The 23,792-nt window shown below is 38.9% G+C and carries 28 protein-coding genes and 3 tRNA genes; 16 read left to right on the top strand and 15 right to left on the bottom strand.

All coding sequences use genetic code 11. The features are described 5' to 3' along the window. Positions 1-35: 35 nt before the first annotated feature. From CH377_RS03615 to CH377_RS03590, 6 genes are all read right to left on the bottom strand, one after another. A complete protein-coding gene (locus tag CH377_RS03615; RefSeq protein WP_423789906.1) occupies positions 36-953 on the bottom strand; it encodes an SHOCT domain-containing protein in 918 nt (305 codons plus the stop codon). Further along, positions 871-1,131, bottom strand: a complete 261-nt coding sequence (csrA, locus tag CH377_RS03610; protein ID WP_020769544.1) for a carbon storage regulator CsrA — start codon at positions 1,129-1,131, stop codon at positions 871-873. Before csrA ends, CH377_RS03615 begins: the two co-directional genes overlap by 83 nt. Continuing rightward, entirely contained in the window at positions 1,132-1,581 is a 450-nt protein-coding gene (fliW, locus tag CH377_RS03605; RefSeq protein ID WP_100722434.1) for a flagellar assembly protein FliW, read from the bottom strand. It abuts the gene before it with no gap. A 96-nt stretch (positions 1,582-1,677) separates the two neighbouring features. After that, positions 1,678-2,943: a flagellar hook-associated protein 3 gene (locus tag CH377_RS03600; RefSeq protein WP_100722433.1), complete on the bottom strand. Its 1,266-nt coding sequence runs from the start codon at positions 2,941-2,943 to the stop codon at positions 1,678-1,680. Between the two features lie 32 nt (positions 2,944-2,975). Next, positions 2,976-4,886: a flagellar hook-associated protein FlgK gene (flgK, locus tag CH377_RS03595; protein ID WP_100722432.1), complete on the bottom strand. Its 1,911-nt coding sequence runs from the start codon at positions 4,884-4,886 to the stop codon at positions 2,976-2,978. Between the two features lie 22 nt (positions 4,887-4,908). Beyond that, the gene (locus tag CH377_RS03590; protein ID WP_162494895.1) at positions 4,909-5,445 is read right to left on the bottom strand and encodes a flagellar protein FlgN; all 537 of its coding nucleotides are present in this window, start codon (positions 5,443-5,445) and stop codon (positions 4,909-4,911) included. A 242-nt stretch (positions 5,446-5,687) separates the two neighbouring features. Between CH377_RS03590 and CH377_RS03585 the strand changes: the two genes are divergently transcribed. From CH377_RS03585 to CH377_RS03570, 4 genes are all read left to right on the top strand, one after another. Then, positions 5,688-6,404, top strand: a complete 717-nt coding sequence (locus CH377_RS03585) for a glycoside hydrolase family 25 protein (protein WP_100722431.1) — start codon at positions 5,688-5,690, stop codon at positions 6,402-6,404. Between the two features lie 77 nt (positions 6,405-6,481). Beyond that, positions 6,482-6,856, top strand: a complete 375-nt coding sequence (locus CH377_RS03580; RefSeq protein WP_243401946.1) for an acyl-CoA thioesterase — start codon at positions 6,482-6,484, stop codon at positions 6,854-6,856. Between the two features lie 134 nt (positions 6,857-6,990). Beyond that, entirely contained in the window at positions 6,991-7,905 is a 915-nt protein-coding gene (locus CH377_RS03575) for an alpha/beta fold hydrolase (RefSeq protein ID WP_100722429.1), read from the top strand. Positions 7,906-7,992: 87 nt separating this feature from the next. Further along, entirely contained in the window at positions 7,993-9,096 is a 1,104-nt protein-coding gene (locus CH377_RS03570) for a M23 family metallopeptidase (protein ID WP_100722428.1), read from the top strand. A 49-nt stretch (positions 9,097-9,145) separates the two neighbouring features. On the opposite strand, the gene CH377_RS03565 is transcribed toward CH377_RS03570, so the two are convergent. Continuing rightward, entirely contained in the window at positions 9,146-10,279 is a 1,134-nt protein-coding gene (locus tag CH377_RS03565) for a citrate synthase/methylcitrate synthase (protein WP_100722427.1), read from the bottom strand. Between the two features lie 75 nt (positions 10,280-10,354). Between CH377_RS03565 and CH377_RS03560 the strand changes: the two genes are divergently transcribed. Continuing rightward, positions 10,355-11,602 (top strand): citrate synthase family protein, encoded by a 1,248-nt coding sequence (locus CH377_RS03560; RefSeq protein WP_100722426.1) that lies wholly within the window; start codon positions 10,355-10,357, stop codon positions 11,600-11,602. A gap of 72 nt (positions 11,603-11,674) precedes the next feature. Continuing rightward, positions 11,675-12,244: a DUF1569 domain-containing protein gene (locus CH377_RS03555; RefSeq protein ID WP_100722425.1), complete on the top strand. Its 570-nt coding sequence runs from the start codon at positions 11,675-11,677 to the stop codon at positions 12,242-12,244. 5 nt (positions 12,245-12,249) lie between these two features. Here the strand turns inward: CH377_RS03555 and CH377_RS03550 are convergent, their stop codons facing one another. After that, a complete protein-coding gene (locus CH377_RS03550; RefSeq protein WP_100722424.1) occupies positions 12,250-13,350 on the bottom strand; it encodes a hypothetical protein in 1,101 nt (366 codons plus the stop codon). On the opposite strand from CH377_RS03550, the gene CH377_RS03545 reads away from it, so the two are divergent. Then, the gene (locus tag CH377_RS03545; RefSeq protein ID WP_100722423.1) at positions 13,337-13,951 is read left to right on the top strand and encodes a hypothetical protein; all 615 of its coding nucleotides are present in this window, start codon (positions 13,337-13,339) and stop codon (positions 13,949-13,951) included. The genes CH377_RS03550 and CH377_RS03545 overlap by 14 nt on opposite strands. On the opposite strand, the gene hpt is transcribed toward CH377_RS03545, so the two are convergent. Beyond that, positions 13,936-14,484, bottom strand: coding sequence for a hypoxanthine phosphoribosyltransferase (gene hpt, locus CH377_RS03540; protein ID WP_100722422.1), 549 nt, complete (start codon positions 14,482-14,484; stop codon positions 13,936-13,938). The two genes, CH377_RS03545 and hpt, sit on opposite strands and share 16 nt — an antisense overlap. Next, positions 14,481-14,975 carry a SixA phosphatase family protein gene (locus tag CH377_RS03535; protein WP_100722421.1) on the bottom strand — a complete coding sequence of 165 codons (495 nt, stop codon included), beginning with the start codon at positions 14,973-14,975 and terminating at the stop codon, positions 14,481-14,483. The genes hpt and CH377_RS03535 overlap by 4 nt, the downstream gene beginning before the upstream one ends. Before the next feature lie 88 nt (positions 14,976-15,063). On the opposite strand from CH377_RS03535, the gene CH377_RS03530 reads away from it, so the two are divergent. Beyond that, entirely contained in the window at positions 15,064-15,720 is a 657-nt protein-coding gene (locus CH377_RS03530; RefSeq protein WP_100722808.1) for a hypothetical protein, read from the top strand. A gap of 5 nt (positions 15,721-15,725) precedes the next feature. On the opposite strand, the gene CH377_RS03525 is transcribed toward CH377_RS03530, so the two are convergent. The 5 genes from CH377_RS03525 to CH377_RS03505 all read right to left on the bottom strand — a co-directional run bounded on the left by CH377_RS03525 (position 15,726) and on the right by CH377_RS03505 (position 21,120). Next, positions 15,726-16,823, bottom strand: a complete 1,098-nt coding sequence (locus tag CH377_RS03525; RefSeq protein WP_100722420.1) for a quinone-dependent dihydroorotate dehydrogenase — start codon at positions 16,821-16,823, stop codon at positions 15,726-15,728. A gap of 24 nt (positions 16,824-16,847) precedes the next feature. Continuing rightward, the gene (locus tag CH377_RS03520) at positions 16,848-17,915 is read right to left on the bottom strand and encodes an ABC transporter permease (protein WP_100722419.1); all 1,068 of its coding nucleotides are present in this window, start codon (positions 17,913-17,915) and stop codon (positions 16,848-16,850) included. Further along, positions 17,912-18,850, bottom strand: coding sequence for an ABC transporter ATP-binding protein (locus tag CH377_RS03515; RefSeq protein WP_100722418.1), 939 nt, complete (start codon positions 18,848-18,850; stop codon positions 17,912-17,914). Before CH377_RS03515 ends, CH377_RS03520 begins: the two co-directional genes overlap by 4 nt. A gap of 9 nt (positions 18,851-18,859) precedes the next feature. Further along, positions 18,860-19,861, bottom strand: a complete 1,002-nt coding sequence (locus tag CH377_RS03510; protein WP_100722417.1) for a patatin-like phospholipase family protein — start codon at positions 19,859-19,861, stop codon at positions 18,860-18,862. Positions 19,862-19,932: 71 nt separating this feature from the next. Next, entirely contained in the window at positions 19,933-21,120 is a 1,188-nt protein-coding gene (locus CH377_RS03505; protein ID WP_100722416.1) for a class I SAM-dependent RNA methyltransferase, read from the bottom strand. 54 nt (positions 21,121-21,174) lie between these two features. Here CH377_RS03505 and CH377_RS03500 point away from each other — a divergent pair. The 8 genes from CH377_RS03500 (at position 21,175) to CH377_RS03465 (ending at position 23,778) form a co-directional block, all read left to right on the top strand. Next, a tRNA-Ser gene (locus CH377_RS03500) sits at positions 21,175-21,260 on the top strand. Positions 21,261-21,273: 13 nt separating this feature from the next. After that, a tRNA-Ser gene (locus CH377_RS03495) sits at positions 21,274-21,362 on the top strand. Between the two features lie 40 nt (positions 21,363-21,402). Next, positions 21,403-21,849 carry a magnetosome magnetite crystal formation protein family gene (locus CH377_RS03490; RefSeq protein WP_100708592.1) on the top strand — a complete coding sequence of 149 codons (447 nt, stop codon included), beginning with the start codon at positions 21,403-21,405 and terminating at the stop codon, positions 21,847-21,849. Then, complete coding sequence (locus CH377_RS03485; RefSeq protein WP_100722415.1) at positions 21,803-22,234, top strand: hypothetical protein; 432 nt, start codon at positions 21,803-21,805, stop codon at positions 22,232-22,234. Before CH377_RS03490 ends, CH377_RS03485 begins: the two co-directional genes overlap by 47 nt. A gap of 8 nt (positions 22,235-22,242) precedes the next feature. Further along, positions 22,243-22,319, top strand: a tRNA-Arg gene (locus tag CH377_RS03480). A 136-nt stretch (positions 22,320-22,455) separates the two neighbouring features. Then, positions 22,456-22,635 carry a hypothetical protein gene (locus CH377_RS03475; protein ID WP_100722414.1) on the top strand — a complete coding sequence of 60 codons (180 nt, stop codon included), beginning with the start codon at positions 22,456-22,458 and terminating at the stop codon, positions 22,633-22,635. After that, positions 22,619-23,095: a WbuC family cupin fold metalloprotein gene (locus tag CH377_RS03470; protein WP_100722413.1), complete on the top strand. Its 477-nt coding sequence runs from the start codon at positions 22,619-22,621 to the stop codon at positions 23,093-23,095. The genes CH377_RS03475 and CH377_RS03470 overlap by 17 nt, the downstream gene beginning before the upstream one ends. Positions 23,096-23,499: 404 nt before the next feature. Next, on the top strand, positions 23,500-23,778 hold the full coding sequence (locus tag CH377_RS03465; protein ID WP_100722412.1) for a hypothetical protein: 279 nt from the start codon (positions 23,500-23,502) through the stop codon (positions 23,776-23,778). The last annotated feature ends 14 nt before the right edge of the window (positions 23,779-23,792 follow it).

The following is a 23,792-nucleotide window of genomic DNA, read 5'->3' as shown; positions in this document are numbered from 1 at the left end:
CCCGGAGGCCGTAAAGGTTTCCGGGTTTTATTGTATTACAGCTCTTTTAGAATTTCCGCCTTCTTCTTTTCGTATTCCTGTTTAGAGATCAATCCCTTATCCAAAAGTTCCTGCAAAGTCCTCAAACGGTCTTCTATCGTTTTAGGGATTTTTTTAATAGGGCCTCCAACATTTTTCTTAGAGGAATTTGCAGTCCAAAAACCGGTTTTTACGAGAATACGGTTTTTAACTTCTTCTCCTTCCGTTGGCAAAATAAGATAATCTAAACCTTCAGGACGGATCTCCGGAAGATAAATAGAGTTATTGGAAGAAGGTTCCGGCTTTACGATAGGAACTAATGTCCAGTCTTGAAAGGAATAAGTAGTCTGAAAATCAAGCACCTGTCCAACTTCAGAAAATTCTAATATGATTCCTGCCGGGCTATTTCTAATATAAAAAATAGTCCTTCTGATCCTGAGACCCGGGCGGATAGGATCTTCTCTTTTAATAATTACTTGGTAAGCCTGTGGAAGTCCGTCCGGAATATCGACTTCTGCTCTATAAAGTAATTCACCCAAACGAGAAGATTCTTCTTCCGTAAATAGTCGGACCGGTTCGGAATTAAAAACTCCCGTATTTGCAATTCCAGTGAATTTAAAAAGTTTTTCCCATCTGGAAATAAACTCTGTCCTATCCAATTGATCCGGCCCGGCACCGGTCAAAACTCCAGAGGCAATAGGTAGCCAAGTTTCTGCTTGTAAGAAGAGCGGAGTCTCAGAGCTTTTTTTAATATAATATAATACGATTGAATCCGAAGAGGAAGCCATTCCCTTTCTTTGGGAAGACAAACAGGAGATCGTAAATAGAAGGGTAAGAAAAAGACTTAGAAGATTAAGATTTTTCTTTTTTGCCCGAATCGGTTTTTTTAAGCATGCTGCCAATTTTTCCCAATTCCTCCGGCTTAATTTTCGCACCGGCGGCCTTCTTGTTCTCAGCCTGGATTTCACGATAAACTTCCGCTCTATGAACGGAAACTTCTTTAGGAGCCTTGACCCCGATCTTTACTTGATCCCCTTTGATATCCACGATAACGATCTCGATATCGTCACCTATAATAATGGATTCATTAGTACGCCTAGCTAGTACGAGCACTTAGGACATCTCCACAGTGGCGCTTTCCAAAATTCTTTCGCGAACAGAATGGATCTCATTACGCGATACAAATTGGCGACCGGTCAAATCAGTCTTATTAATTAAAATAGGGCCCTGTAGATTTGCAGTCATAGAAGCCGGATCGTCGTTCGGAATCGTCACAATGACTAGGGTCAAAGCTTCCGAAACATCCTGCAACCCGATTTGAGAAAGTTCTTCCTGGCTCAAAACAGGTTTATATTCTTTTTTAAATAGAGAAGGTGGAATTACTACAAAAGCAAGGTCCACTTCGTCGATGGACTGCAACCATTTGAATACTGACTCTTCATCTTCTTCAATTAGGGCAAAACTTTTATATCCCCCGAAACCGAGAAGTCCTTCCGGAAATTTTATAAGTTGTCGCTCCGAAACTTTTATTTTTCCGAAAGGTTTGCTTTGGATCTCTAACATCGACCGACCTGTTTTTCAGAGCTTGGCTCTAAGTTTATACTTTTTTCAAATCACTACAAGAAAAATTCCCCGACTTAATTTCAGGGAATTCTACTCTTATCTTAGGAAGTCCATTAAGGTGGTTTTAATCACCTTGGACCCTACGTTAAGCGCATATTGATGGATCGTTTCCAGCCACTTCAAGTTCATGATAGTTTCCGGGAAATCGATTCCTTCATTTTTAGCAAGTAACTCGGTCATATAGGATTTATCGAAGGAAACTCTTTGAGAATGTTCCTCCATACGATTCATCCTCGCGCCTACTATGGATCTATAACGAAGTATATTTTCCAAAGCAAGGTCTAAGTCCTGGATATCACGACCTGAAATTCTCTCTTGGTCTTTCTGGATCAAATCGTTCCTAAATTGGATCAACACATCGAATACGGAAAGCCCGGTAACAGTCGCAGACTTGCTGTAATTATTAGGAGGTTCGGAATTACCTGCATCAATCAAACCGATATCTCTTAATACCGTTCCCCCATCCACTTCCTCTAACCAGATCTGGTGAGGCGCAGTGGAGCTAAGACTGATATTGTCCTGAGCAAGTTTATTGGCCTTAGCCTCAATTGGAGAGTTATTGATCTTGTCTATGATATCATCGATTGTATCACCGGCTGAGACTTGAACTTCTACTCCATCTATCTTGAACTTTTGATCAGAGACCGCTACGTAACCTGAGTTATCCACACGACTTGTAACACTCATGTTCGTTCCCCAGAACACTTTGTTTCCGGGAATAGTAACTGGGATATATTCTCCCTTTTCGATCTCTCTGATCTGTTCTCCGATATCTCCTCTGTATTCTACTCCGATGTATTGGTTTTTTAATTCCAATCCTTGGAGTCCTTTGATCTTGGATTCAATCGGTTCAAAAGGAGGTCTTTCGATCACATGTCCGCCAAAAAGAGGTCTTCCTGTAGCATCTCTTGTGTTTGCAATATCGACTAACGCTCTGAGTAATTCATCTATCTCTTTACCAACCGCGACTTCTAATTCAAAACCTTTATCACCTTGGTAAATACCGTTGGAAGCTTGGACTGCGAGAACTCTCGCTCTTTGGAATAAGTTACCGATCCTGTCCAACTCTCCGTCGATCTGTTGCAATCTTCCAAAGCCATCGTCAATGTTTGCTTGGAAAGTATCTAACTCGTTCATCCTAGATCGGAAGAACATTTGGTTGGTCGCCCTTCCAGGATCATCGGAAGGAGTCCTAATTCTTTGTCCTGTTCCCAATTGGTTTTGGGTTTCATCCAAAGACAACTGGTGACGATTCAAAGTCCTCACCAGACTGTTATTTTGCATCATGTTAGTGATCCGCATCATGGCTTCGCCTCCTTGCTATTCCGGCGGAATTACGCGCCCAAACGATTGATGATTGTATCTAGGATTTCATTCATAGTGTTGATCATCTTCGCAGACGCATTATACGAGTGCTGGAACTGGACCATATTGGCCATTTCCTCATCCAAACTTACACCCATCACCGATTGTCTCATATTCTCGAGCTCGGTCATAAGATCTGATTGGATTCCAAATTCCTGTTTTGATTCTCTTGCTTCTGTTGCAAGTTTAGAGATCAGACTATTATAAAAATCATCTGTAGTTTTGGAATAATCCACCATCACAGGATTATTTCTGAGGGAAGAAGCTACTAAAAGAGCGTTCCTTCCGTCTTTATGGCCTCCAGGAGAATTATAATCTCCTGTTCCACCAACGTCCTTTCCTCTTGCTGCAGCGATATTTGCTACGTTATTCGCAATATGCTCATTTACTTTAAAATGAGAAGAAGGATGAAAATGCGGAGTTAAAGTAATGTCTTCCGGCTTAGATTGAAGTTTAGTAATTTCACCCAAACGTTTATAATCATAAGCCCCAGAAGGTCCGGAAGCCATTAACATTCCGGTCAGACCGACTAATAATTCTCCTGAATCCTCGATATGTCTAAGAATGAAGTTTTTCTTAGGAGTATCCTCTGCAACAGTCGCTTTAAAAGCTAATTGGTTATCGTGATTCATATAAGCCACAACCCCAACTTTAGAAGCGTTGATACGTTTGATAATACCGTTCAAAGTATCATTTGCAGAATAAGGAATTAAAACCTGAGTTTCTTTTTCATCCGGTTTTAAGAATGTCATGGTTCCGCTGATCCCTACAGGACGGTCCGGATCCAGTGTATTCTTACCTGTTACTCTAAAGATCGCAGAGATATCATTCTGGCCATCGCCGTCTGAATCATATTCACCGAAAGTATTCAAAGCTAAAGAACGAATATCGAAGAAGTTCTGATTTGTATTTCCATTCAGGCCAAAACCGTCTTTATGGATCTCGTTGATCACGTCCATAACGTTGACCGCAAGAGCATCCACTTGGTCTATCTTTTCACCCAGGATCTTATCTCTAACTTCGATCAAACCCTGTAATCTTCCTTTTCGGAGAAGGACTGGATCTCCAGTGACCTTCCAATAAAGATCTAATAAACCATCCTTAGAAGGATTTCCTAATATATCGACTTTATTGAGCTTGCCACCTTGGACAAGGATCTGTTGGCCAATAAATACCATCAGCTCGTCCTCATCACTTCTACCAATTGTGATATCGGTTAAACCGGAAAGTTCTTGGAGAAGAGCGTCTCTTTTGTCATAAAGATCATTCGGTCTATCACCCAATGCTTCCGACTTAGCGATTCTTTCGTTTAAGGTGCGGATATTTTCTCCGATCGTATTCAAATGAAGCGCATGAGCTTCGATCTCACGGTTCGATTGATCTCTCAATTGAGAAAGTTTACGATATACATCTTCAATTCTACTTCCGAGGCCCTGTGCTTTTTCCAAAACTACGGAACGATGTGCGTTATCTTCAGGATAATTCGCGAGTTCTTCCCATGAAGACCAGAATTTATCCATTAAAGTCCTAAGAGTAGTACCGTTAGGCTCGTTGAAAATATTCTCTGCTTGGTAGAGGTATTCGTTCTTTGCAGCCCAATAGTCTTTCACACCAGAAGTTTCTATAATTCTATCATCGATAAAATTATCTCTAACACGTTCGATGGAACCGATTTCAACACCTTGACCGATCTGACCAGGAACATGAGCACGATTCAAAGAAGGTTCGTACAGAGGGTCTGTCGCTTGTAAAACAACTCTTTGGCGAGAATAATGTTTATTATCCGCGTTTGAAATATTATGGCCAGTAGTTTGTAAAGCTTGCTGGTGAGCAGCAAGGCCTCTTTTACCTATTTCTAATCCGGAGAATGTGGATCCCATACTTCTTCCCTCCTATCCAATCTTACGCGGAAGCGTTTACTAGCACCGAGGAACGTTTTTTCTTGTTCCTAACTGTGCTTGGATTTTCATCCTCGTAAACTGCGACTTCTCCGCTATTTGCGTTTGTTCGCATCGCGTCAATGGTGGCCTTCAAAAATTCCTGTCTGGTTCGGATCAATTTGTCATTGGCTTTGATCTTATCTTTAAGCCTATGAACCGTATCCTTTAATCTTGTTCCGAGTTGTTTCAACTTGTGCTCGGATTCACGGTCTATTTTATTTAAAAAATCAGTAAGAGTGAGTTCGCCTTCTTTAGGAATTCCTAAATTACCTGATGTATAAACATCATGAATAGCGGACATACGAACTCTTTCCAGTTCGCTTGCATGAACGATCAACTCGTAGGTCTTTTTAGAAATCGTTTCCAAAGATCTTCCGTCCGCTTTTGTGATCGATTCAGTCTTTTCTTTCTCTAACTCCAGGATTTCGGAGTACAGTCGGATTTCTTCCTCAAAAAGAGAAGACACCCGATCCAACCATTCTTCTTTATTTAATATCATTGACCGGTCCCTGTTCTTTCTTTCGGCGAAATCCAGAATTTTATGAGGGGTTTTTTTGGAAATTCAGGGGCTTAGAAGCGGAGAACTAGAACTAAGAAGAATTTTCTAAAGAGAAGAAAGCGATTTGCCGAGACTGGGAAACGCATTGAAGGGACATAATGTTTAAACGATGTTTTAGAAGAATTTAGAAAAAGAATGACCTAGTTCTATGTTAATACAGATTTCTTATTCGAAAAGTCCGAATGAAACTTCCCTATAAACTTTTAGCTCTACTGTTACCACTATTCCTTCTCCCCTTAGTCCTGTACTTTGCTTTTGACAAAGGAATTATATGGTTTGTATATCCATCCGAATCAAAATATCCGATCCGAGGGATTGATGTTTCTAACCACCAAGGAAATATAGATTGGAAGAAGGTCTCAGAAAACAAAATCAGTTTTGCCTATATTAAAGCTACTGAAGGTGGAGATTGGAAAGATAAAGCTTTCTTACGAAATTGGGAACAAGCAAATCAGTTAGGGATCAGAGTCGGAGCCTATCATTTTTTCACCTTATGCCGTTCCGGAAAGGAACAGGCAGCTAATTTTATCTCCTACGTTCCGATAAATCAGAATGCATTACCTCCCGTAGCGGATCTGGAATTTATCGGAAATTGTAAGGAAAGGCCTCCATTGCAAGATGTGAAAAAAGAGATCAGAGACTTTCTTTCCGCATTAGAAAATCATTATAACAAGAAGCCTATACTATATCTTACTTATGAATTTATAGATTTATATTTGAAAGACGACTTTTTAGAATACCCAGTATGGATCAGGGATATATTCGGACAACCTTCTTCTTCATTCGAAAGAAATTGGATCTTATGGCAATATCATAGCAGAGCGAGGTTAGAAGGGATAGAAGGTCCGGTAGATCTGAATGTCTTAAGAGGAGACAGCTTTTTTCTGGAAAAATTATAGATTTGCGACGTTGGCCAAAATAGTAAGTTTCCAATAACATGACAAGCAGAGTATACAAAGTACAAAAGATAATCAGAATGCAACACTGCGATCCTGGCGGAGTCGTATTTACTCCTCAATATTTCAATTTGTTCGTAGAATCAATCGAAGATTGGTTTAGAGAGGGAATTGGATTCGGGTTTTCTCGTATGGTAAGTGAAAGCAAACAAGGCATTCCAGCAATGAAGATCGTGGCGAGATTTTATAAACCATCCATTCTAGGAGAGATGTTAGAATTTAAAGTAAGAGTAAAACGATTAAGACGTCAGAATATTCTAATCAATGTTGAAGCGATTTGCGGAGAAGAAAGGAGATGTTCGGCCGACTTTTTACATGGATTTGCATCTCTTTCTAGTTTAAGTCTGACTGATTGGCCAGAAGAAGTTTATAAAAAATTAGAAGAATACCTTTGATCCAATCGATGCTAGATAACATTCCAAAAATATAAACTTATCGATTTAATAAAATAAACGAACGTTTACTTCTAAAAGAATTTCTTCATTCTTTCTTGCCCAAACATATGGAACGGATAGAATATGCCCCAATCATGCCAATAGAATTTAAAGAGAAAATTGAAGGCCTTACGTTTCCTTCCGGCTTCCCGGAAGTACGTTCCAAGTACATAGATGCAAACGGACAAAAATTTTTCTTATTAGAGTCGGGTCCGAAAGACGGGAAACCATTATTGTTATTACATGGATTCCCTGAATTTTCTTATGCTTGGAAAAACCAAATAGGTTATTTTGCAGAACTTGGATATTTAGTAATCGCTCCTGATCAAAGAGGATATGCAAGAAGTTCCAAACCTAAATCCATTTCAGATTATGGATTGGATATTTTGTCTGAAGACATCATTTCAATTTTAGATACGTATGGAATTTCTAAAACGGATATTATCGCTCATGATTGGGGTGGAGCAGTAGCGTATTGGACACTTTCCAAGTTTCCGGAAAGATTTAGAAAAGCATGTATCTTGAATGTTCCCCATCCAACGATAATGAAAAGAAAAATTATTTCTGATAAGGCTCAAAGGAAGAAGAGTATGTACATTCTTTTTTTTAGAATTCCTTGGCTGCCTGAATTCTTACTTTCCAGATTAAATTTCAGAAAATTAGAAAGGTCCTTAACTAAAACATCTATGAAAGGAGCATTCTCTCCGGAAGAAATCTCTCTTTATAAGGAAGTATGGGCAATTCCAGGATGTATAAAGTCAATGCTCCATTGGTATCGCGCAGCAGTCAAAAATCCTCCTAAATTGATACGGACCAGAAAGATCAAAATCCCTACTCGGATTTTCTGGGGAGAAAAAGACAGGTTTTTAGCGAAAGAAATGGCAGAAGAAACTCTGGAACTATTCTCAGATGCTTCAGTTCGTTTCTTTTCTAAAGGAACTCATTGGATCCATCACGAGATCCCGGAGATATTGAATCCGGAACTGGCGTCCTTTTTGTTGGAAGAATAGATTCTTGCCAAATTTGGAAAAATATTTCTGTACCAATATACGTCTTATCCGATTATGAGAATGTCCGCTAGCCGGACAGTTTTTCCAATGCGTAGATCTTCAAAAAATATCTTTCTTCTCGTTTCTTTATTTCTTCTTTCTAGTTCTTTGAATTTTGCAAAGGACACTAATCAAAAGAAAAAAGAAGAACCTAAAAAAGCTTCAGTCCTTCCAAAACTAAACCAGGTTGCCTTAAATTCTAAATCTGAAAAGAAAAAGGAAGAGAAAAAGCCCAAGACAATTGTCTCAGAACAAAAAACGTCTAAAAGGTTAAAAGGTGAGATAGTAGAAAAACAAGAAGAACTGTTTTCATTCTCGCTTGCAGGAAGAAAGTTTGCACAAGGGGAACTTCTTTTTTTAAAAATAAAACCTCTGCCTAAAATTTTAGATAAGTTAAGTAATTTTACAATCAGTTGGGAAGGACAAGAGATCCCATTTAATTTAAGAGAAGGTTATATTCTTACCTTTCTTCCTATCTCTCCAGAATTTTCAAAACCATATGGGGTTTTAGAATTAACTGAAAAACATCTTTTTACTAAAAACGATTCCAAGAAGTACGAGATCCCTATCCAAAAAACTTACTTTGCAACTTCTAAAGTTTCTCATCTTACGATGGATAAACAATATACGACTGACGAACTTTCGGAAGAAACAAAAGCGTTCATTAAAGAATGTTCTGAAGCGAAAGCAAAGGCATTTCAATCTAAGTCCGATCTTCAGGTTGAAACGGATTTCGAGTATCCCGTTCATCATCCGATATTAAACAGTCCCTTTTACAAACGTAGGATCTACAACAAAGAGAAAGGTCGGCCGCATGGTGGTTCCGATTTTAAAGGTGGCGTCGGGGATCCAATCTATGCGATCAATGACGGCACTGTGATCTTAGCAAGATCTATGTATTATGAAGGCAATTTCACTGTGATTGATCATGGTTTGGAAGTTTATTCTTTATACATGCACCAATCAGAAATTTTAGTAAAGCCTGGGGATAAAGTGAAGAAGGGTAATTTGATCGGAAAAATCGGATCCACCGGTATGTCAACAGGTCCCCATTTACATTTGGGACTTAGGGTTTTAGGAACAATGATAGATCCACTTTCTGTTGTTCAAACAGATCTCATAGAAGCCAGAAAGAAAACCTCCAAAAAATGATCTATCGAATCGGGAGAGAGGATGATATCTCTCCCGATAATAGGTCTTTTCAATTCCAAAGTTTTCCGTCCTCTCCGGTATAGATCGCATCCGGACGGACGATCCTCTCTTGCATTTGCTCAAAACAATGAGCTGTCCAACCGGCCGCTCTTCCCATTGCAAATACTGGAGTAAAAATCTCTGTCGGAAATCCTAATCCATGAAGAAGTAACGCAGTATAAAACTCTACATTGGTTTGTAGAACTCTATCCGGTTTATATTCTTTCAGCAATTCTAAAGCTGTTTTTTCCACGAACATCGCAAGATCATAGAACTCTCTTTTCTCATCGGTGTCGTATAGAATTTTTGCTGCCTTAGCAAGTACATCCGCGCGAGGGTCTCTAACTTTATAGATCCTATGTCCAAAGCCCATTAGTCTTTCATTATGTTTTAATTTTTCTCTTAAGACCTTCTCCGCATTGTCTTTAACTCCTATTTCGAATACGGTATCTAATGCAGGCCCTGGTGCTCCTCCATGTAAGGGTCCCTTTAATGCTCCAAGTCCTCCGGTAACGGCAGAGATCATATCAGACTGAGTAGAGATAATTACCCTTGCCGCGAATGTAGAAGCATTCAATCCATGATCACAAACTGTATTCAGATATGTATTCAATGCACGTACACTTCTTGGATCAGGATCGATACCATTTAGCATATACAAAAAGTTGGCTGCAATATCCAAGTCCTGTCTAGGGAGCACGGGAGTCTGACCTTTCAACAAACGATACGCCCAAGCAACTATCAAAGGAAATGTAGAAAGAACTGCCATCGCATCTTTTCTAGGATCTTCTTTTTCAGAACCTAAAGAAAGCGCAGCAGATCCAATCCTAAGTATATCTATCAAAGAAAGATTTGCATATACTGCTTCCTCTATGATAGTTCGTATCACTTTAGAAAATCTTCTGGAAGATCTAAGTTCTTCAGAGAACAAACTTGTTTCAGTCGGTTTTGGTCTTCTATCATTCCAAAGTGTGAAGATGGTCTCTTCGAAGACTGCCTTACCCGCGAATTCTTCCACAGGATAACCTGCAATGATCAGCCTTCCGCCCTTTCCATCCACTTGGGAAAGTTTGGTTCTCGCCGCGGGGATCCCTTCTAAACCCGGGCTGTATATTTTCTCTTTTTCCTGTTCAGAGATTAACATGATATTTCTCCTTTGTTTCCATTCGAGTTTAGCGGGTTGACAGAGTATAGTCAATGTTGATTATATTGTCAATATATGGCTTTTTCTTCAAAAAAACCGTTCTTGAATGCGGACGAGGCAGCGTCGGCTTTAGGGGTAGAAGTCCAAACCATATACGCATACGTTAGTCGCGGTTTATTACATTCCGAATCCGGAGGTAATAAAGACAGAAGTAAAAGATACAGAAGAGAAGATATAGAACAATTATTACTCAGAAGGGAAGAAAGAAGTCAACCTGGCAAGACTGCAAAAGCCGCTTTATCCTTAGGACAACCTGTTTTAGAATCTTCCATCACTTTGCTTGGAGAAAACTCCCTCTTTTATAGAGGGAAAGACGTTTTAGAACTTTCTGAAAACAGAAGTTTCGAAGATATTGCCTGCTTACTTTGGGAAGCAGAAGATACAAACCCATTTGAATCCGATTGGCCAATATTATCTGAAGAATGTAATAAAATCCTAAAATTATTAGAAGGCCGCCCCATCTTAGATATTTCTAGGATTCTACTTCCTTTTTTAGAATACGAAAATGCAAAAGCATTTCGTAAAGATCCTAAAACTTTCAGAAAAACTTCTTCTTCTATCTTAAGATATCTTACTTTATTTTCTTCCGGCAAAACTAGATCGTCGGGAAAAATTGCCGAAACTCTTTTAAGCAGTTGGAATCCTTCTATAAGAAAAGAAAATACGAACTTCTTATCTAAACTTAAACTTTTAGAAGCAGCATTAATTCTCTCTGCTGATCATGAGCTGAACGTATCTTCTTTTACTGCAAGATGTGTTGCTTCCAGTGAAGCTTCTCTTTATCAAGTTGTGCTCGCGGGACTTGCGGCTTTGTCCGGCCCAAAACATGGATTGCTCACTGAGAAAGCGATCCTTCTTCTTTCCCAAGCAAGCGGAAACAAAAAGAAAGATAAACAACTGTTAGAAGAAAAATTAAGGAACGGTGAAAATATACCTGGTTTCGGTCATCCTCTTTATAAAAAAGGGGATCCCCGTGGAAGAAAACTAATCCATATGGTGGAGAGATTTTTTCAGGAAGATCCGGATGTACAACTATATCTACAATTCTTAAAGCAGATTGAAGAACTCCTAGAAGATTATGCGACCATAGATGCAGGGCTTGCACTTGTTTCTAAATCGCTCAAATTACCTAAAGGCGCCGGTATTGGGATTTTTGCGATCGGTAGAACAGCAGGTTGGTTAGCTCATGCAATGGAGCAATATGATTCCGGAAACTTGATCCGACCTAGAGCAAAGTATATTGGAAACCTTCCCCAAGAATAATCAAATCCTTGACTCTTTCTATCCTTTACATTAGTTATAGGAATACAGAAATAAAGAACTGCGGAGTGCTCCATGTCGGATCCTAATTTTTCCAGAAAAGAATTTATTCAAAAAGTCGCTGCTGTAGGAATTCTAACAAGTTCTACAACTTTGTTAGAGTCTTGTTCCAATACACCTGCGGGCATAAAAGAAAGAGGACTTCAATTTTCTAATTTTTCAGAAGTGAATACTGAGTTAGAAAAAATCCTTCTTTCTAAAACAATTATTCCTTACGGAGAATGGAGTCCGAGCCAGATACTTCTTCACTGCGCTCAAAGTATTTATTATTCTATTAAAGGTTATCCTGAAAACAAATCCGAAGTTTTTCAAAACACATTAGGCAAGATTGCATTCTGGAATTTTTCAAGAAAAGGAAAAATGTCTCACGACTTAAATGCACCTATACCTGGTGCGGATGTTTTACAATCGGGAGTTTCAATTTCGGATAGCGTTCTTGAGTTGAAAAAAGCGATCTCCGCATTCTCGAACTATACTGGAGAATTCGCTCCTCACTTCGCTTACGGAAAATTAACGAAACAAGAATACGAACTCGCTCATGCAATGCATATCGCGAATCATTTAGATTACGTAACTGTTAATTAAGGATCTTACTCTTCTATCTTTACACTGGTCAGGATTTTTTCCACGGATTCTTCGTGTCTTCTTCCCTTGATCAGACTTTCATCAATGATAAAGACTAAGCTGTAAGGTTGTTTGTGTTTCGCCAAGAAGAACATTCCCGTTTTCGCATATCTCGGTCTGAGAACATCGTAGAATGTCCAAAAGGTTCCGAAATACCTGTCTTCGAAAACTTCTCTTTCTAATTCATTCAATTCCTGGATATCTCCTCTTTGCACTTGGAGATCCAAAAACTTTTTGAATTCAGAGAGTAATTCAGATTCGTTATCGAATCTGAATGGAACAAAAAAGATTTTGATCGAAGGATAACGATTCGGATCCGAATCACTGGAAGAAATAATCCCAGCTATTTGTCCAATTCCAGTTTTATCCTCCATACCCAAATTCTGTGGATTATGGAAATAAAACTCTTCGGGAAGATGAATACTAAGTTTCAAATCTTCGTTACTTAAGGTTCTATTCTCTTCGTTGTAATTCCAACGAGACAGATCCTTTTGTTCAAAATCTGGTTTGAACATGGAATAAGCCACGAATATCTCCGCCTTCTGCAAACTTTTAAAACTGATAAGTCCGGAGGCGAGGATAACTAATCCTAATAATCCAATTTTATAATATGTTTTGTTATCTATGAGCCTGGCACTTAAAACTCCGATTGCATATACCAAAAGAAAAAGAATTCCTGATCTATTCTCGAAAAATCCGGTGAGCCAACACGCGAGGACTGAAAAAGCAAAAAAAGCAACTTCGACCCAAGGAACTAGTTTGATGGTCGGCCTTTCGATACCAACCTCTGCAAAGATCGCAGGCAAAACGATCTTAGTTTCTAATTTTCGGAATGCGAATACGATCCCCCAAAAAAGAATACTGGATACGAGATAGCCGATTAAAGCCAAACCGACCATCCAGAATAACGGGAGGTGAGCCTCGTGATAAAATAAAAAATATAACGCAAAAACGGAATATACCAGGAAGAGTTTTTTAGTTAAGGAAAGTTCTTGCAGCTTTTGAGACAGGGCTGTTCTCTTTTCCCATCCTGGAATTTTAGGGAACGAATTAATGAACCAGATCACCCAGTTTTTCTCCAATCTAAAGGCTGACTTTGACAGGCTAAACCAATCCGTGGACGACTTGGTGAAAACCTATAAGGCCATCGTTCATTTTCTGGATTTGATTTCAAATCTCTTTCCTATCGATTTGGTTTTGGTTTTATTACTTTCCCTGCCTTTATTATACGTTATCAATACCTTATCTCCTTCTACCCCAAGAACGAACTATACTATCTCTGTGCTTTTTATCTCAGGGCTTAGATCCTTTTTAAGCCATACGATTTCCGAATCTTGGGAAATTTTTGCAGTCACAAAAACGGCACTCATCCTTCTTCTTCCAGCGTATATTCTGGCGGTGTTTAAGTTCGGATTTTCTTTATTTCGCAAGTACAGGATAAAGAAAAAGGCACTTTCCCCAGGACATTTAGAATCTTCTTTTATAAGTCTGCAAAAGGCTTATCATGATCTGAGCGCGGAAATATATTCCGAGCTTGGGAAAAATGAGGGTAAAAGTTTTGTAGATGGGCAGAAGTTTTTGACTAAGATACAAGATCTGGAGACTTCAATTGCCGGACTAAAAACTTTGATCAATAAACCGGAAGATACTCCTCATTCTTCTGAATAAAGGAATACTCCGGGTAAATTTCTGAATTTGCCGTCATAATCCAGCCCGTATCCGATTACGAATTCTTTCCCTATATTCCAGCCAATGTATTTGATTGGATATCCTACATCTTCTTCCCCACCTTCTTTAAATAATAAAGAAGCTACTTCCAAAGACTTGGGTTTTTTAGAAAGAATATGAGAGATCAGAAATTTCAGAGTGCGGCCTGTATCTACGATATCTTCCACAATTAAAACATCTCTTCCTTCGATATCGGAATCCAAGTCTTTGATCAATTCTACATTTCCAGTAGATTCCGTTCCGAGATATGATCTAGCTTGGATAAAATCCAATTCAACGAGGATAGGTACAGCTTTGGTCAGATCGGAGAAGAAGTAAATTCCACCTCTAAGAACACATACAAAGACTGGATTTTTTCCTTGGTAATCATTCGCGATTTGTAACCCTAATTCTTTTACTCGAGAGAAAATCATTTCTTCACTGAATAAGGCCTGAAAAGGTATATTATTATAATTTAAAGCATCATTCTTCATGGGATCCAGAACCTTTTAAGCCTACAACTTTGTCTTCCCAGATCCGCCCAATCTTGTTGATCCGTTACTAAACTTATAAAAGAAGAAGTGGGAAATTTTTCGAAAAGAGAGTCTGTATTATTTCCTAATAATAAATAATTTGCCAAGTCTTCCATTCCAGGATTATGACCTATCAAAACTACATTATTAATTTTAGAAGCTAGGCCTCTTAAGATCCTAAGTAAGTCAGAATACTCCGCCTCATATATCTCACTTATAATCTTAGTGTCCTTTGTAATATTCTGAAAACCTTGTAATATTTTCCAAGTTTCTGAAGTTCTGATCGATGGCGAAATGAGGGCGACATCCGCAACAAAGGAAACCTTCTCCACATATTTCCCTAAAAATCGGGCGTTTTTACGACCTCTCTTAGATAAAGGACGTTCCTTATCCTTTAAATTGGTATCACTCCAATCGGATTTAGAATGTCTTATAAGATGGATCTCTTTCAAAACTCTCTCCTCCGCGATAAATCTTTAAATCTGGAATTTCATTGACAAGGATCTTTCCTGACGATAAAACTCATGAGCTATGTTAAGGATGTATATTATCGGGATTGTCCTATTAATATCCTTTGCCACAAACCTTTCTTCACAAATTGCAGGAACTCCTGATGAAGAAAAGGCTAAAAAAGAATTACAAAATCAGTGGTCTAAAAAATTCCCAGGAGACAGAATACTTTCCGTACAGGCAGCAGGAAAACCAAAGCTGATCGAGAAAGAAGCTCCGGAAGAGAATGCACCTGCAGATTTAAGATATAAATTTTCCTTCTTCGTTACTACCCGTAAAAAAGAAGGTCAAACAACCAAAACTCCCGTTGGAGTGATCTACCAATTCGTAAGAGAAAAAGGTTGGATCTTCTCCGATATCGGAATGGCAAGGTCCGTTGTTGTAACCGAGCCTGGAAAAGAACCTCCATCTAAAGACGAAGTCTACCAAATAGTAGAAGAAGCGATTTTAGAAGAAAAAGGAAAATCTAAATCGGTCGATTCAATTCGTTTAACAGAGCCTGAATTCGGACAAAATCTAACTCCAACCAAAGAACAATTTTGGTTTAGATACGAAGGAGATTTCGAAGTTTCTGAAAACGGTTCTAAAACGGTTTGTTCCGATATAGTAATTCGTTTGGTGAAGGAACAAAACTCCGCCGTGTGGAAAGCGGAATGGGATGAAAGAGGAAAATGTAAGGACGAATAAGATCTTCAGATCTTATTCTTTCCCACCAATTCAGAGATCGATCTCGCTCCCGTCTTTTTAAGAACTCCATCTAGATATTCTAATATTCTCACAGGTAAGAAAGGTCCGTTATATACATAGCCTGTATATAATTGCACCAGGTCCGCGCCTGCTAAAATTTTTTCTAATGCGGCCTCTCTTGAATTAATGCCGCCAACTCCTATGATAGGGAGATTTCCTTTTAAAATGGAGTAAGCATATCTAACAAATTCAGTGGATCTTTGGCGAAGAGGTTTTCCGGATACTCCGCCTTCTTTTTCTACGTTTGGATATCTGGATAAGACTGATTTATCTATAGTAGTGTTTGTAAGAATAACACCGGATAATTTTGAATCCGGTAGGAGCTCCAATAAACCTTTCAATTCTTCTTTTTCCATGTCAGGAGCGAATTTTACAAAAGTAGGAATCGGAAATTTTCCGCCTAAACCACTTTTAATACCATCCATCAGCTTGGTAAAGTTTTCTTTCTTTTGGAAATTTCTAAGACCTGGAGTATTGGGAGAAGATATATTGATCACTGCATAGTCTGCATAGGGGGTAAGTTTTTTTAGAGAATATACATAATCATCTACCGCATCTTCTTCAGAGACAATTTTTGTTTTACCTACGTTAATACCTCTAATACAGTTCTTTTTCTGTTTTCGTAGCGTTACTTCTGCAACATCTGCGCCCGGATTATTAAATCCCATTCGATTGATTAAGGCTTCATCTTCCACATATCTAAATATTCTCGGCTTCGGATTCCCAGCTTGGCTTTGACCAGTGATTGTTCCGACCTCAATCGAACCAAAACCTAATCGAGAAAGAAATGGATACAATTCTCCAGTTTTATCAAAACCGGCACCTAATCCGACTGGATTCGCGAACTCAATTCCTGCGACCTTTGTTTTCAAACGTTCGCTGGAATAAGTCATGAGCGATTCCAAGACCGGAAACACAAATGGAAGTTTTTTAGAAAGCCCAAGTAGATTTTGCGCTAAGTAGTGAGCAGATTCCGGATGAATGCTTAAGAAGAAAGGTTTTGCGGTCTTTTCATAAACCCATTGTTTCCATTCTGAATTCATCCGGTCTCCTAACAGATAGATATATTAAGACCAGCGAAATATACGAAGCCCAACACCCAAGAAGAAAAATCCGATCCCGACCATAAACACGCAAGGGTAGATTATTTCTGGGAGCCCGGCTCCTTCTATAAATACTGCCCTCAACGAATCAGCCACCAAAGTCAAAGGTAGATGTTTTATAAAAGGAAGTACTATATCAGGAAAGTTTTTATAACTGAAGAAGATCCCGGATAAAACCATCATAGGGAAAGTGAATGCGTTCACGAGTCCGTTCCCTACTTGTGCGCTTTGTGCTCTGGAACCCACAAAGATCCCTATACATGCAAATACGAAATTTCCGGTTAGAAAAATCAGAACTGCTGCAGGAATAGAACCGAAAAATGCATTTTCAAAAACAGAAAATGTAAACGTTAAGAAGATGATCGATTCTACAGTCGTAACGAAAATCCGAGTGAAGAAGAAAGACATTACGAACGCCAACTTGTTCATTGGAGTAGCGGACATTCTTCTCAAAAGTTTTTTCATCCTCATCTCAATTAGATTCCAGCCAACTCCCCAGAGGCAAGAGTTCATCACTCCCATGGCAAGCATTCCAGGAACCAAGTAATCTATATATCTAGTTCCCTTTGAATCCAATCTTCGGATGCTGGAACTGCCTTGTTCTTTTCCCTGCATGCTCAAAAGAGCATTGGAAAGAAGAAGGTAATCTCTCTGTGCATTTGCATTGCTCGGATCAAAAGAAAATTCTAAATTTCCTTTTTCATCTTCTTTTACTAAAAGATTGATCTCTCCTCTTTTGAGAGCTTTGATCGCTTCTTCTTCCGTAACAACCTGAGGAATAATCACACCTAATCCGTCGGAATTGCCACCAGAAGAATTAGAAAATGCTTTTTCTATCTTTGAAGAAAGCCCACTCGCATCATGCGAAGAAGAAATAATTGCAACTCTGGTTTGAGGAACTCCCTTAGTAGTGAATGCAAGCCCTAATACACCGGCAATCGCAATCGGAAATATGAATGCCCAAAAAAGTATCCCGGGTTCTCTATAAAATTCTTTTAATTGAATCGTGACTAAATGATAGATTTGTTTCATTCTTCCAACCCTCTTCCAGTCATGGAAAGGAATAAGTCGTCCAAAGTTTTTTTATGACATTCCAGTTCTTTTAAAACTACACCTGCTTTAGAAAAAGAATCTAGCATAGAAGGAAGATAGTCCGTAATCCTCTCCACATTAATCCTTCCTTCTTTCGTGTCGGAATTCCAACTGAATTTGAATTTTCCTTTTTCAGGAAGATAACCACTTGGATCAGTTCCATTTTCCAAAGAGAAACGTACAATTTCTCCACCACCTAATTTTCCTAAAAGATCAGGTAAGGTTCCTTGGTCCAAAATCCTTCCCTTATCCATCACTATAATTCTTTCACAAAGAACTTCCGCTTCTTCCATATAATGAGTGGTGAGAATCATAGTGGTTCCGTATGCCCTTAGATCTTCCAAAATTTTCCAAATATCTCTTCTGGCTCCAGGATCCAAACCTGTAGTTGGCTCATCCAAAAACAAAATTTCGGGTTTGTTCATAATAGAAACACCCAATGCCAATCTTTGTCTTTGGCCTCCGGATAAACTATTCACGAAGGATTTATTCTTTTCAGTAAGTCTGGTGAGTTCTAAGATTTCATGAAGTCTAGATTCAGGAGCCTTATAAAAACTTCCGAATAATTTCAAAGTTTCCCAAACTGTGGCTCTATCCATAAATCTGGTTTCTTGCAAAGCTAGGCCAATATTACTTCTTAAAAATGTTTCGCTCTCTTTCCAGCTAGTGCCTAAAATTTGGATCTTTCCTGAATCAGGAAATTGAATACCCTCCAATATTTCGATCAGAGTAGTTTTACCGGCTCCGTTCGGCCCAAGCAAACCTACGAACTCTCCCTTTTTAATTTCAAGAGAGAGATCGCTAACGGCGGTTACATCTTTGAATTTTTTAGTTACATTAGATACCGATATGATCGGGTTTTGAATTTTATCCACAGTACAACCTTAATTTTTACGCAACTTTTCCGCTTTTTTCACCCAATCTTTTTTAAGATACTCGAGGATCTGATCCTTCTTCTTTAATGCGTCTGATTTTCCCATCTCGTACGCTTCTCTCACACCTTTTGCATTTGTGTAATCGAAAGAAGTGATAGGCAAAGTTTTAGAAGGAGTTACTAAAAAACAACGATCTAATAAATGAGGATCTTTTCCAACTATGGTAGTTGATTCGTAATGTATCCCAATAATTTTTGCATTAGGAGGAAATGCTTCCAAAAGTAAATTATTAGTAAGTCCTCCATCCAAATAATATTCTTTTCCATGATTCTGAAAAGAAACAATAGGAGGAATAGAAGAAGAATTCATAATAATCTGTTCGATCACACTTGGATCCCTAAAGTCCGCTTCCGTAAAAAGAACCTCTTTCATATTCCAATTTCTTAAAACACGAAACGTTCTTTCCGTATAAAGCCCTTTATTACGATCTCTTTCATCTTCTAAAAACGCCTTTCCTGTTTCTGCAATCAGTCTTGCTAGTCTAAATGTGTTCTTATTAGAATCATCTTTAGGAAACGCCTTGATTGTATGAATAAAAACTTTTGCGCCGGAGCGAATGATCTTTTCGAAGTCCATTCCGAATCGGATTGTTCTACGATACATATCCTCATGAGGAAATGCCTTCTCTCCATTAAATAAACGAGTGAAATAAAAATTGCGAGGGTTCTTACGCACAATTCTTTCAAAGAAGGAAACTGATTCTTCTTCTGTTCCGCAAATTAAAGAAAGAACCATTGCAGCACCCGCGGAAACTCCGGATACTTGTCTGAGTTTTAATCCCCAGGTTTTTAATTCATGGCCGAAACCCAAACCGTAAAATGCCTTACATCCGCCGCCTGCGATCGCAAAACAGATTTCATCTTCTAACCAAATGCCTTGTAGAACTTCGCCGAATTTAGAACCAGGATCTGACTTTTTAGAAGGAAGTTCGTATTCGTCTATGATAGGCATTTATTTTCTCCGGAGTCCTGGCTCCATATGACCATTTTCAGATTTCAGATCGGAATTCTAAAAGTAAAAAATCAAAGATCTAATAGAACCAAAACCTCGAAATGTTTGGTTCTTGGAAAAAAATCAGTAAGAATGATTTCCTTTAGCTTATACCCTGAATTTTTTAAGATCCCAAGATCTCTTGCCAAGGTGCTATGATTACAACTAGAATAAATAACGCGAGAAGCCTTAAATCCATCTAAAAAATCTAATAAGGAAGAAGAAGCTCCAGCCCTCGGTGGATTCAAAATGCACAGCTTTGCATCGAAAAAATCCATTTTTTTCGAAAGAGAAGAATTCAGATCCATTGTATGGAATTCTAAGTGAGAATATCCTATCTTCTTCGCATTTTTCTTAGCAGCATCTACAGAAGAGTCAGACAACTCATAACCGGAAAGACGACTCACTAAATGACCGATCGCCAAGCTGATCAGTCCTGCCCCTGAATAAAATTCTAATACAGGACCACAATCTTTCGGGATCCAAGATCGGATCTTGAGCATCCATTCTTCCAAGAGAAAACGATTCACTTGGGTAAAACCTTCTGCAGGAATTGACCATTCTATTTTTTCAGGAAGATAAGGGCCTATCTTTACTTCTTTTTTATCATATTCTAAAATTTCTCCGGAAGAATAACGAAGTCTCCAATCTCCTTTTCTAGAAAACGTTTTCTTATTTCCTAAATTCTTTCGAACATACTCGTTCATCTCAGAAGGAAGATGTTTACAACCTTCTTTAGGAAATAAAACCAAGGAGTTGGAATTCTCCTTATAGAATCCTGCGTTTGTTTTTCCCTTTTTGAATTCGATTTTGATCTGAGCAGTGTTACGATAAGAGTCGGAAGGACCGCTTAAAATTGCAATTTCAGGAATTTGAGAAGGATCGAATTTAGAAACATATAAAAATGAATCATTCAAAAGGGATTTTTTGATCTGAAGTTCTTCCTCATACGGAATATGGCGATAAGAACAGCCCCCACATTCTGGAAATGCTGAACAATCTGAAGCAATTCTAAGAGGAGAAACATTTTCCACAGACTGGACAGTACCCCAAACCAGTTTAGAATTTTCTTTATCAGTTCTGATCCGAACTGTTTCTCCCGGAACAGCACCTTTTACAAAAACGGTTTTATTTTCCGCATGAGAAATACAAGTACCAAGATTCGCCCACTTCTCCACGACCAATCCTGAAATTTCTCTACGGTTCTTTTCCGTACTCATAGGTAAATCACCTTGACAGGGTCCCCCATCTTGTCAGTAAAGTAATCCTTAACCGGAGAAGTGGCCGAGTGGTTTAAGGCAGCGGTCTTGAAAACCGTCGTGGGTAACTCCCACCGTGGGTTCGAATCCTACCTTCTCCGTTGGAACACTGCTGGAGATGTGCCTGAGTGGCTGAAAGGAGCAGTTTGCTAAACTGTCGTATGGGGTAACCTGTACCCAGGGTTCGAATCCCTGCGTCTCCGAAAGTTCCAAACTCTCACGCTGACCCCGAGAATTAAAAAGATGTCTGACCAGAGATTCAACACCCGGGAATTCCTGGAAGAGACCAAGCGATTATTAGAAGGGGATGAATATCCCAATTTGTTCGCTGCTATTTCTTATATTCCTTTTTTAGGATGGGTCATTCCTTGGTTTTTTAGAAAAAAACAGGAAATTTGCAAGTTTCACGCACTCCAAGCAATTAAGTTAAATCTAGGATTTGTATTTTTATACTTGGTAGTTTGGTTCTTAAGAGAGTTCCCTATTCTAAGCACCATTTTAAAATGGATTCATGCGAATCCTGTAGTAACCGACTTTATCAGCTATGTCGCATGGTTGGCTTTATTAGGTTATGGAATTTTAGGAGCCTTGCAAGCTTATCAAGGCAAACTGTTTGTATTACCATTATTTCCGGAAATAGAGAATGAAGTTCGAAAAATACTCAGCAAAATTAGAGGAACTCAAGGCTAAGGCCTTCGCTTTTCTCTCTCCTTACTGGAACCAAGCCAAAACTTTTATAAACACCGAAAGATTTCGTATCTATGTGGTAACTCTTCCTTTATTCGGAAATTGGCTTATCGGATTTTCTTTCTATTCAAACGAAGCAGAAGTTTACAGACATTCCAAACTTTCCTTTTTGAATGTTCTCTACTTTATAACATTCTTAGTATTGTCTTGGTTCTTCTCCTTTATTCCTTTTGCAGGAGCTTGGTTAGCTAATCTTGCTCATTTAGCAGGAGTGATTATCTATCTTGGCCTATCCGGTTTACTGCTATACAATTACACCAAGGGAAAAAAACTGGTCCCGAAACTTCCCCAAGAGCATTTAGAGCTTTTGGAAAAGAAATTCTTTTAAAATCACCCGCGCCCATAGCTCAGCTGAATAGAGCGTCTGACTACGGATCAGAAGGTCGGAGGTTTGAATCCTTCTGGGCGCACCAACTTCTTCTTTACCCCATAAACTCTGACATTATGTCCCATACAATCTAGAAAATATTCTGAACTTTTGCTCAGAAAACTTGACTTTAATACTGAGTCTCAAAAACGATAGTTATATAAAGAGAGATCGGAACCTGAATGGAAAAGTGCCATTGTGCTCAAATCACGTTTGAAAAAATCGTAGAGACTGCTAAACAACAAGGACAAGACTATCGTGATGTGGTAAAAGCTTGCGGAGCTGCGGATACTTGCACAGCCTGCACTGATTACCTAGTCGCGTATTGCGAGCAGCATCTACAACTTGTCTCGGCCGGATAAATTACTCATCGATCAGGAGTTATTCGATAAACTCCTTCCGCTTGCTTCCTCTTCTGCTAGAGGAAGAACCAATCACAATTTCCATGAATTACTAGAACCGTATCAGAGATTTCTGAACGTTCTTACTAAGGACACTTACGTCCAAGCTCATCGTCACAAAAATCCGCCTAAGCCCGAGACCTTTTTAGTGTTAAAAGGAGAACTAGGCTTCATCTTATTCGAAGAAGATGGTACAGTCAGAGATAAACATATCCTGAGCTCGGACGGACCGATCTATGGGATAGATATTCTTCCAGGAGTGTATCATACATTGGTCTGCCTTACAGAAACCTGTATCTGCTTCGAAGGAAAATCAGGACCGTACGATCCGACCACCGACAAAGAGTTTGCCGCTTGGGCTCCAGCGGAGAACAGCGAAGGCAAAACTCAATATCTGAATTTTCTCAGATCTCTTTTCTAAAATCAGAAACGATATTAATCAAGGTTTCTGATCGAAAATATCCTCGTACAATTCCCGGATCTTTTTCAAATTTCTTCCTGGCGGGGAAGGAAATGGAATGATCCTGCCTAAATTTTTCGCCGTACCGGTTTCTTTTATATCTTCCGATTCTGTATGATTATGTCTGTTTAAAGGGGGGAGATTCTCTCTCTCCATAACTTATACCTTCGGAAATTCGAAGTCCTAAATTCAGTGACATTCGCTAGATTTTTTAAAAACGAAATCAGAAAATCCGGTTTGAAATTTACGAAAACTGTTGCCATAGTATTTTCCCAGGCAAACATGCGAATGGTTTGAAAGGATTTTGCTTTTAAGCGATTCCGATCATATCCTATTCGAACTTCCCCTTAACGGAAAGGAAAAGTATGCCTGAATTCGATCAAATCGATCTGTTCAACTATGCCGCTTATGGCAATGAAGACGATCCTCAATGGGACGATATACGTAATTATATTCGCTCTAATGCCAACGCTTCGAAGGAATATGAGGAGATTAAAAAAAATCTCACTAATGTTCAACCGAAACGAAAACAAAAAGATTTCGGAAGGCCCAGACAAGAGGTAAAGTCCTCTGATGGAGATCCAAACTCTAATAAGCCTGCTGGGCAGGATAAAAAATGGTGGAGCGTTTTCTTAGGAGAATAGTCGTTGAGGTAGGT

Origin of the sequence: Leptospira haakeii, from assembly GCF_002812045.1 — a bacterium.
Lineage (GTDB): Bacteria > Spirochaetota > Leptospiria > Leptospirales > Leptospiraceae > Leptospira_B > Leptospira_B haakeii.
The sequence above is the reverse complement of the archived record's forward strand: the minus strand, read 5'-3'. Positions and strand labels throughout refer to the sequence as shown.

What these genes read in the sequence shown, in the direction of transcription:
- fliW (WP_100722434.1), bottom strand. Translation starts at nt 1,581, where the DNA reads ATGTTAGAGATCCAAAGCAAACCTTTCGGAAAAATAAAAGTTTCGGAG.
- CH377_RS03600 (WP_100722433.1), bottom strand. Translation starts at nt 2,943, where the DNA reads ATGCGGATCACTAACATGATGCAAAATAACAGTCTGGTGAGGACTTTG.
- flgK (WP_100722432.1), bottom strand. Translation starts at nt 4,886, where the DNA reads ATGGGATCCACATTCTCCGGATTAGAAATAGGTAAAAGAGGCCTTGCT.
- CH377_RS03590 (WP_162494895.1), bottom strand. Translation starts at nt 5,445, where the DNA reads ATGATATTAAATAAAGAAGAATGGTTGGATCGGGTGTCTTCTCTTTTT.
- CH377_RS03585 (WP_100722431.1), top strand. Translation starts at nt 5,688, where the DNA reads ATGAAACTTCCCTATAAACTTTTAGCTCTACTGTTACCACTATTCCTT.
- CH377_RS03580 (WP_243401946.1), top strand. Translation starts at nt 6,482, where the DNA reads ATGCAACACTGCGATCCTGGCGGAGTCGTATTTACTCCTCAATATTTC.
- CH377_RS03575 (WP_100722429.1), top strand. Translation starts at nt 6,991, where the DNA reads ATGCCAATAGAATTTAAAGAGAAAATTGAAGGCCTTACGTTTCCTTCC.
- CH377_RS03570 (WP_100722428.1), top strand. Translation starts at nt 7,993, where the DNA reads ATGCGTAGATCTTCAAAAAATATCTTTCTTCTCGTTTCTTTATTTCTT.
- CH377_RS03565 (WP_100722427.1), bottom strand. Translation starts at nt 10,279, where the DNA reads ATGTTAATCTCTGAACAGGAAAAAGAGAAAATATACAGCCCGGGTTTA.
- CH377_RS03560 (WP_100722426.1), top strand. Translation starts at nt 10,355, where the DNA reads ATGGCTTTTTCTTCAAAAAAACCGTTCTTGAATGCGGACGAGGCAGCG.
- CH377_RS03555 (WP_100722425.1), top strand. Translation starts at nt 11,675, where the DNA reads ATGTCGGATCCTAATTTTTCCAGAAAAGAATTTATTCAAAAAGTCGCT.
- CH377_RS03545 (WP_100722423.1), top strand. Translation starts at nt 13,337, where the DNA reads ATGAACCAGATCACCCAGTTTTTCTCCAATCTAAAGGCTGACTTTGAC.
- hpt (WP_100722422.1), bottom strand. Translation starts at nt 14,484, where the DNA reads ATGAAGAATGATGCTTTAAATTATAATAATATACCTTTTCAGGCCTTA.
- CH377_RS03530 (WP_100722808.1), top strand. Translation starts at nt 15,064, where the DNA reads ATGTATATTATCGGGATTGTCCTATTAATATCCTTTGCCACAAACCTT.
- CH377_RS03525 (WP_100722420.1), bottom strand. Translation starts at nt 16,823, where the DNA reads ATGAATTCAGAATGGAAACAATGGGTTTATGAAAAGACCGCAAAACCT.
- CH377_RS03520 (WP_100722419.1), bottom strand. Translation starts at nt 17,915, where the DNA reads ATGAAACAAATCTATCATTTAGTCACGATTCAATTAAAAGAATTTTAT.
- CH377_RS03510 (WP_100722417.1), bottom strand. Translation starts at nt 19,861, where the DNA reads ATGCCTATCATAGACGAATACGAACTTCCTTCTAAAAAGTCAGATCCT.
- CH377_RS03505 (WP_100722416.1), bottom strand. Translation starts at nt 21,120, where the DNA reads ATGAGTACGGAAAAGAACCGTAGAGAAATTTCAGGATTGGTCGTGGAG.
- CH377_RS03490 (WP_100708592.1), top strand. Translation starts at nt 21,403, where the DNA reads ATGTCTGACCAGAGATTCAACACCCGGGAATTCCTGGAAGAGACCAAG.
- CH377_RS03485 (WP_100722415.1), top strand. Translation starts at nt 21,803, where the DNA reads ATGAAGTTCGAAAAATACTCAGCAAAATTAGAGGAACTCAAGGCTAAG.
- CH377_RS03475 (WP_100722414.1), top strand. Translation starts at nt 22,456, where the DNA reads ATGGAAAAGTGCCATTGTGCTCAAATCACGTTTGAAAAAATCGTAGAG.
- CH377_RS03465 (WP_100722412.1), top strand. Translation starts at nt 23,500, where the DNA reads ATGCCTGAATTCGATCAAATCGATCTGTTCAACTATGCCGCTTATGGC.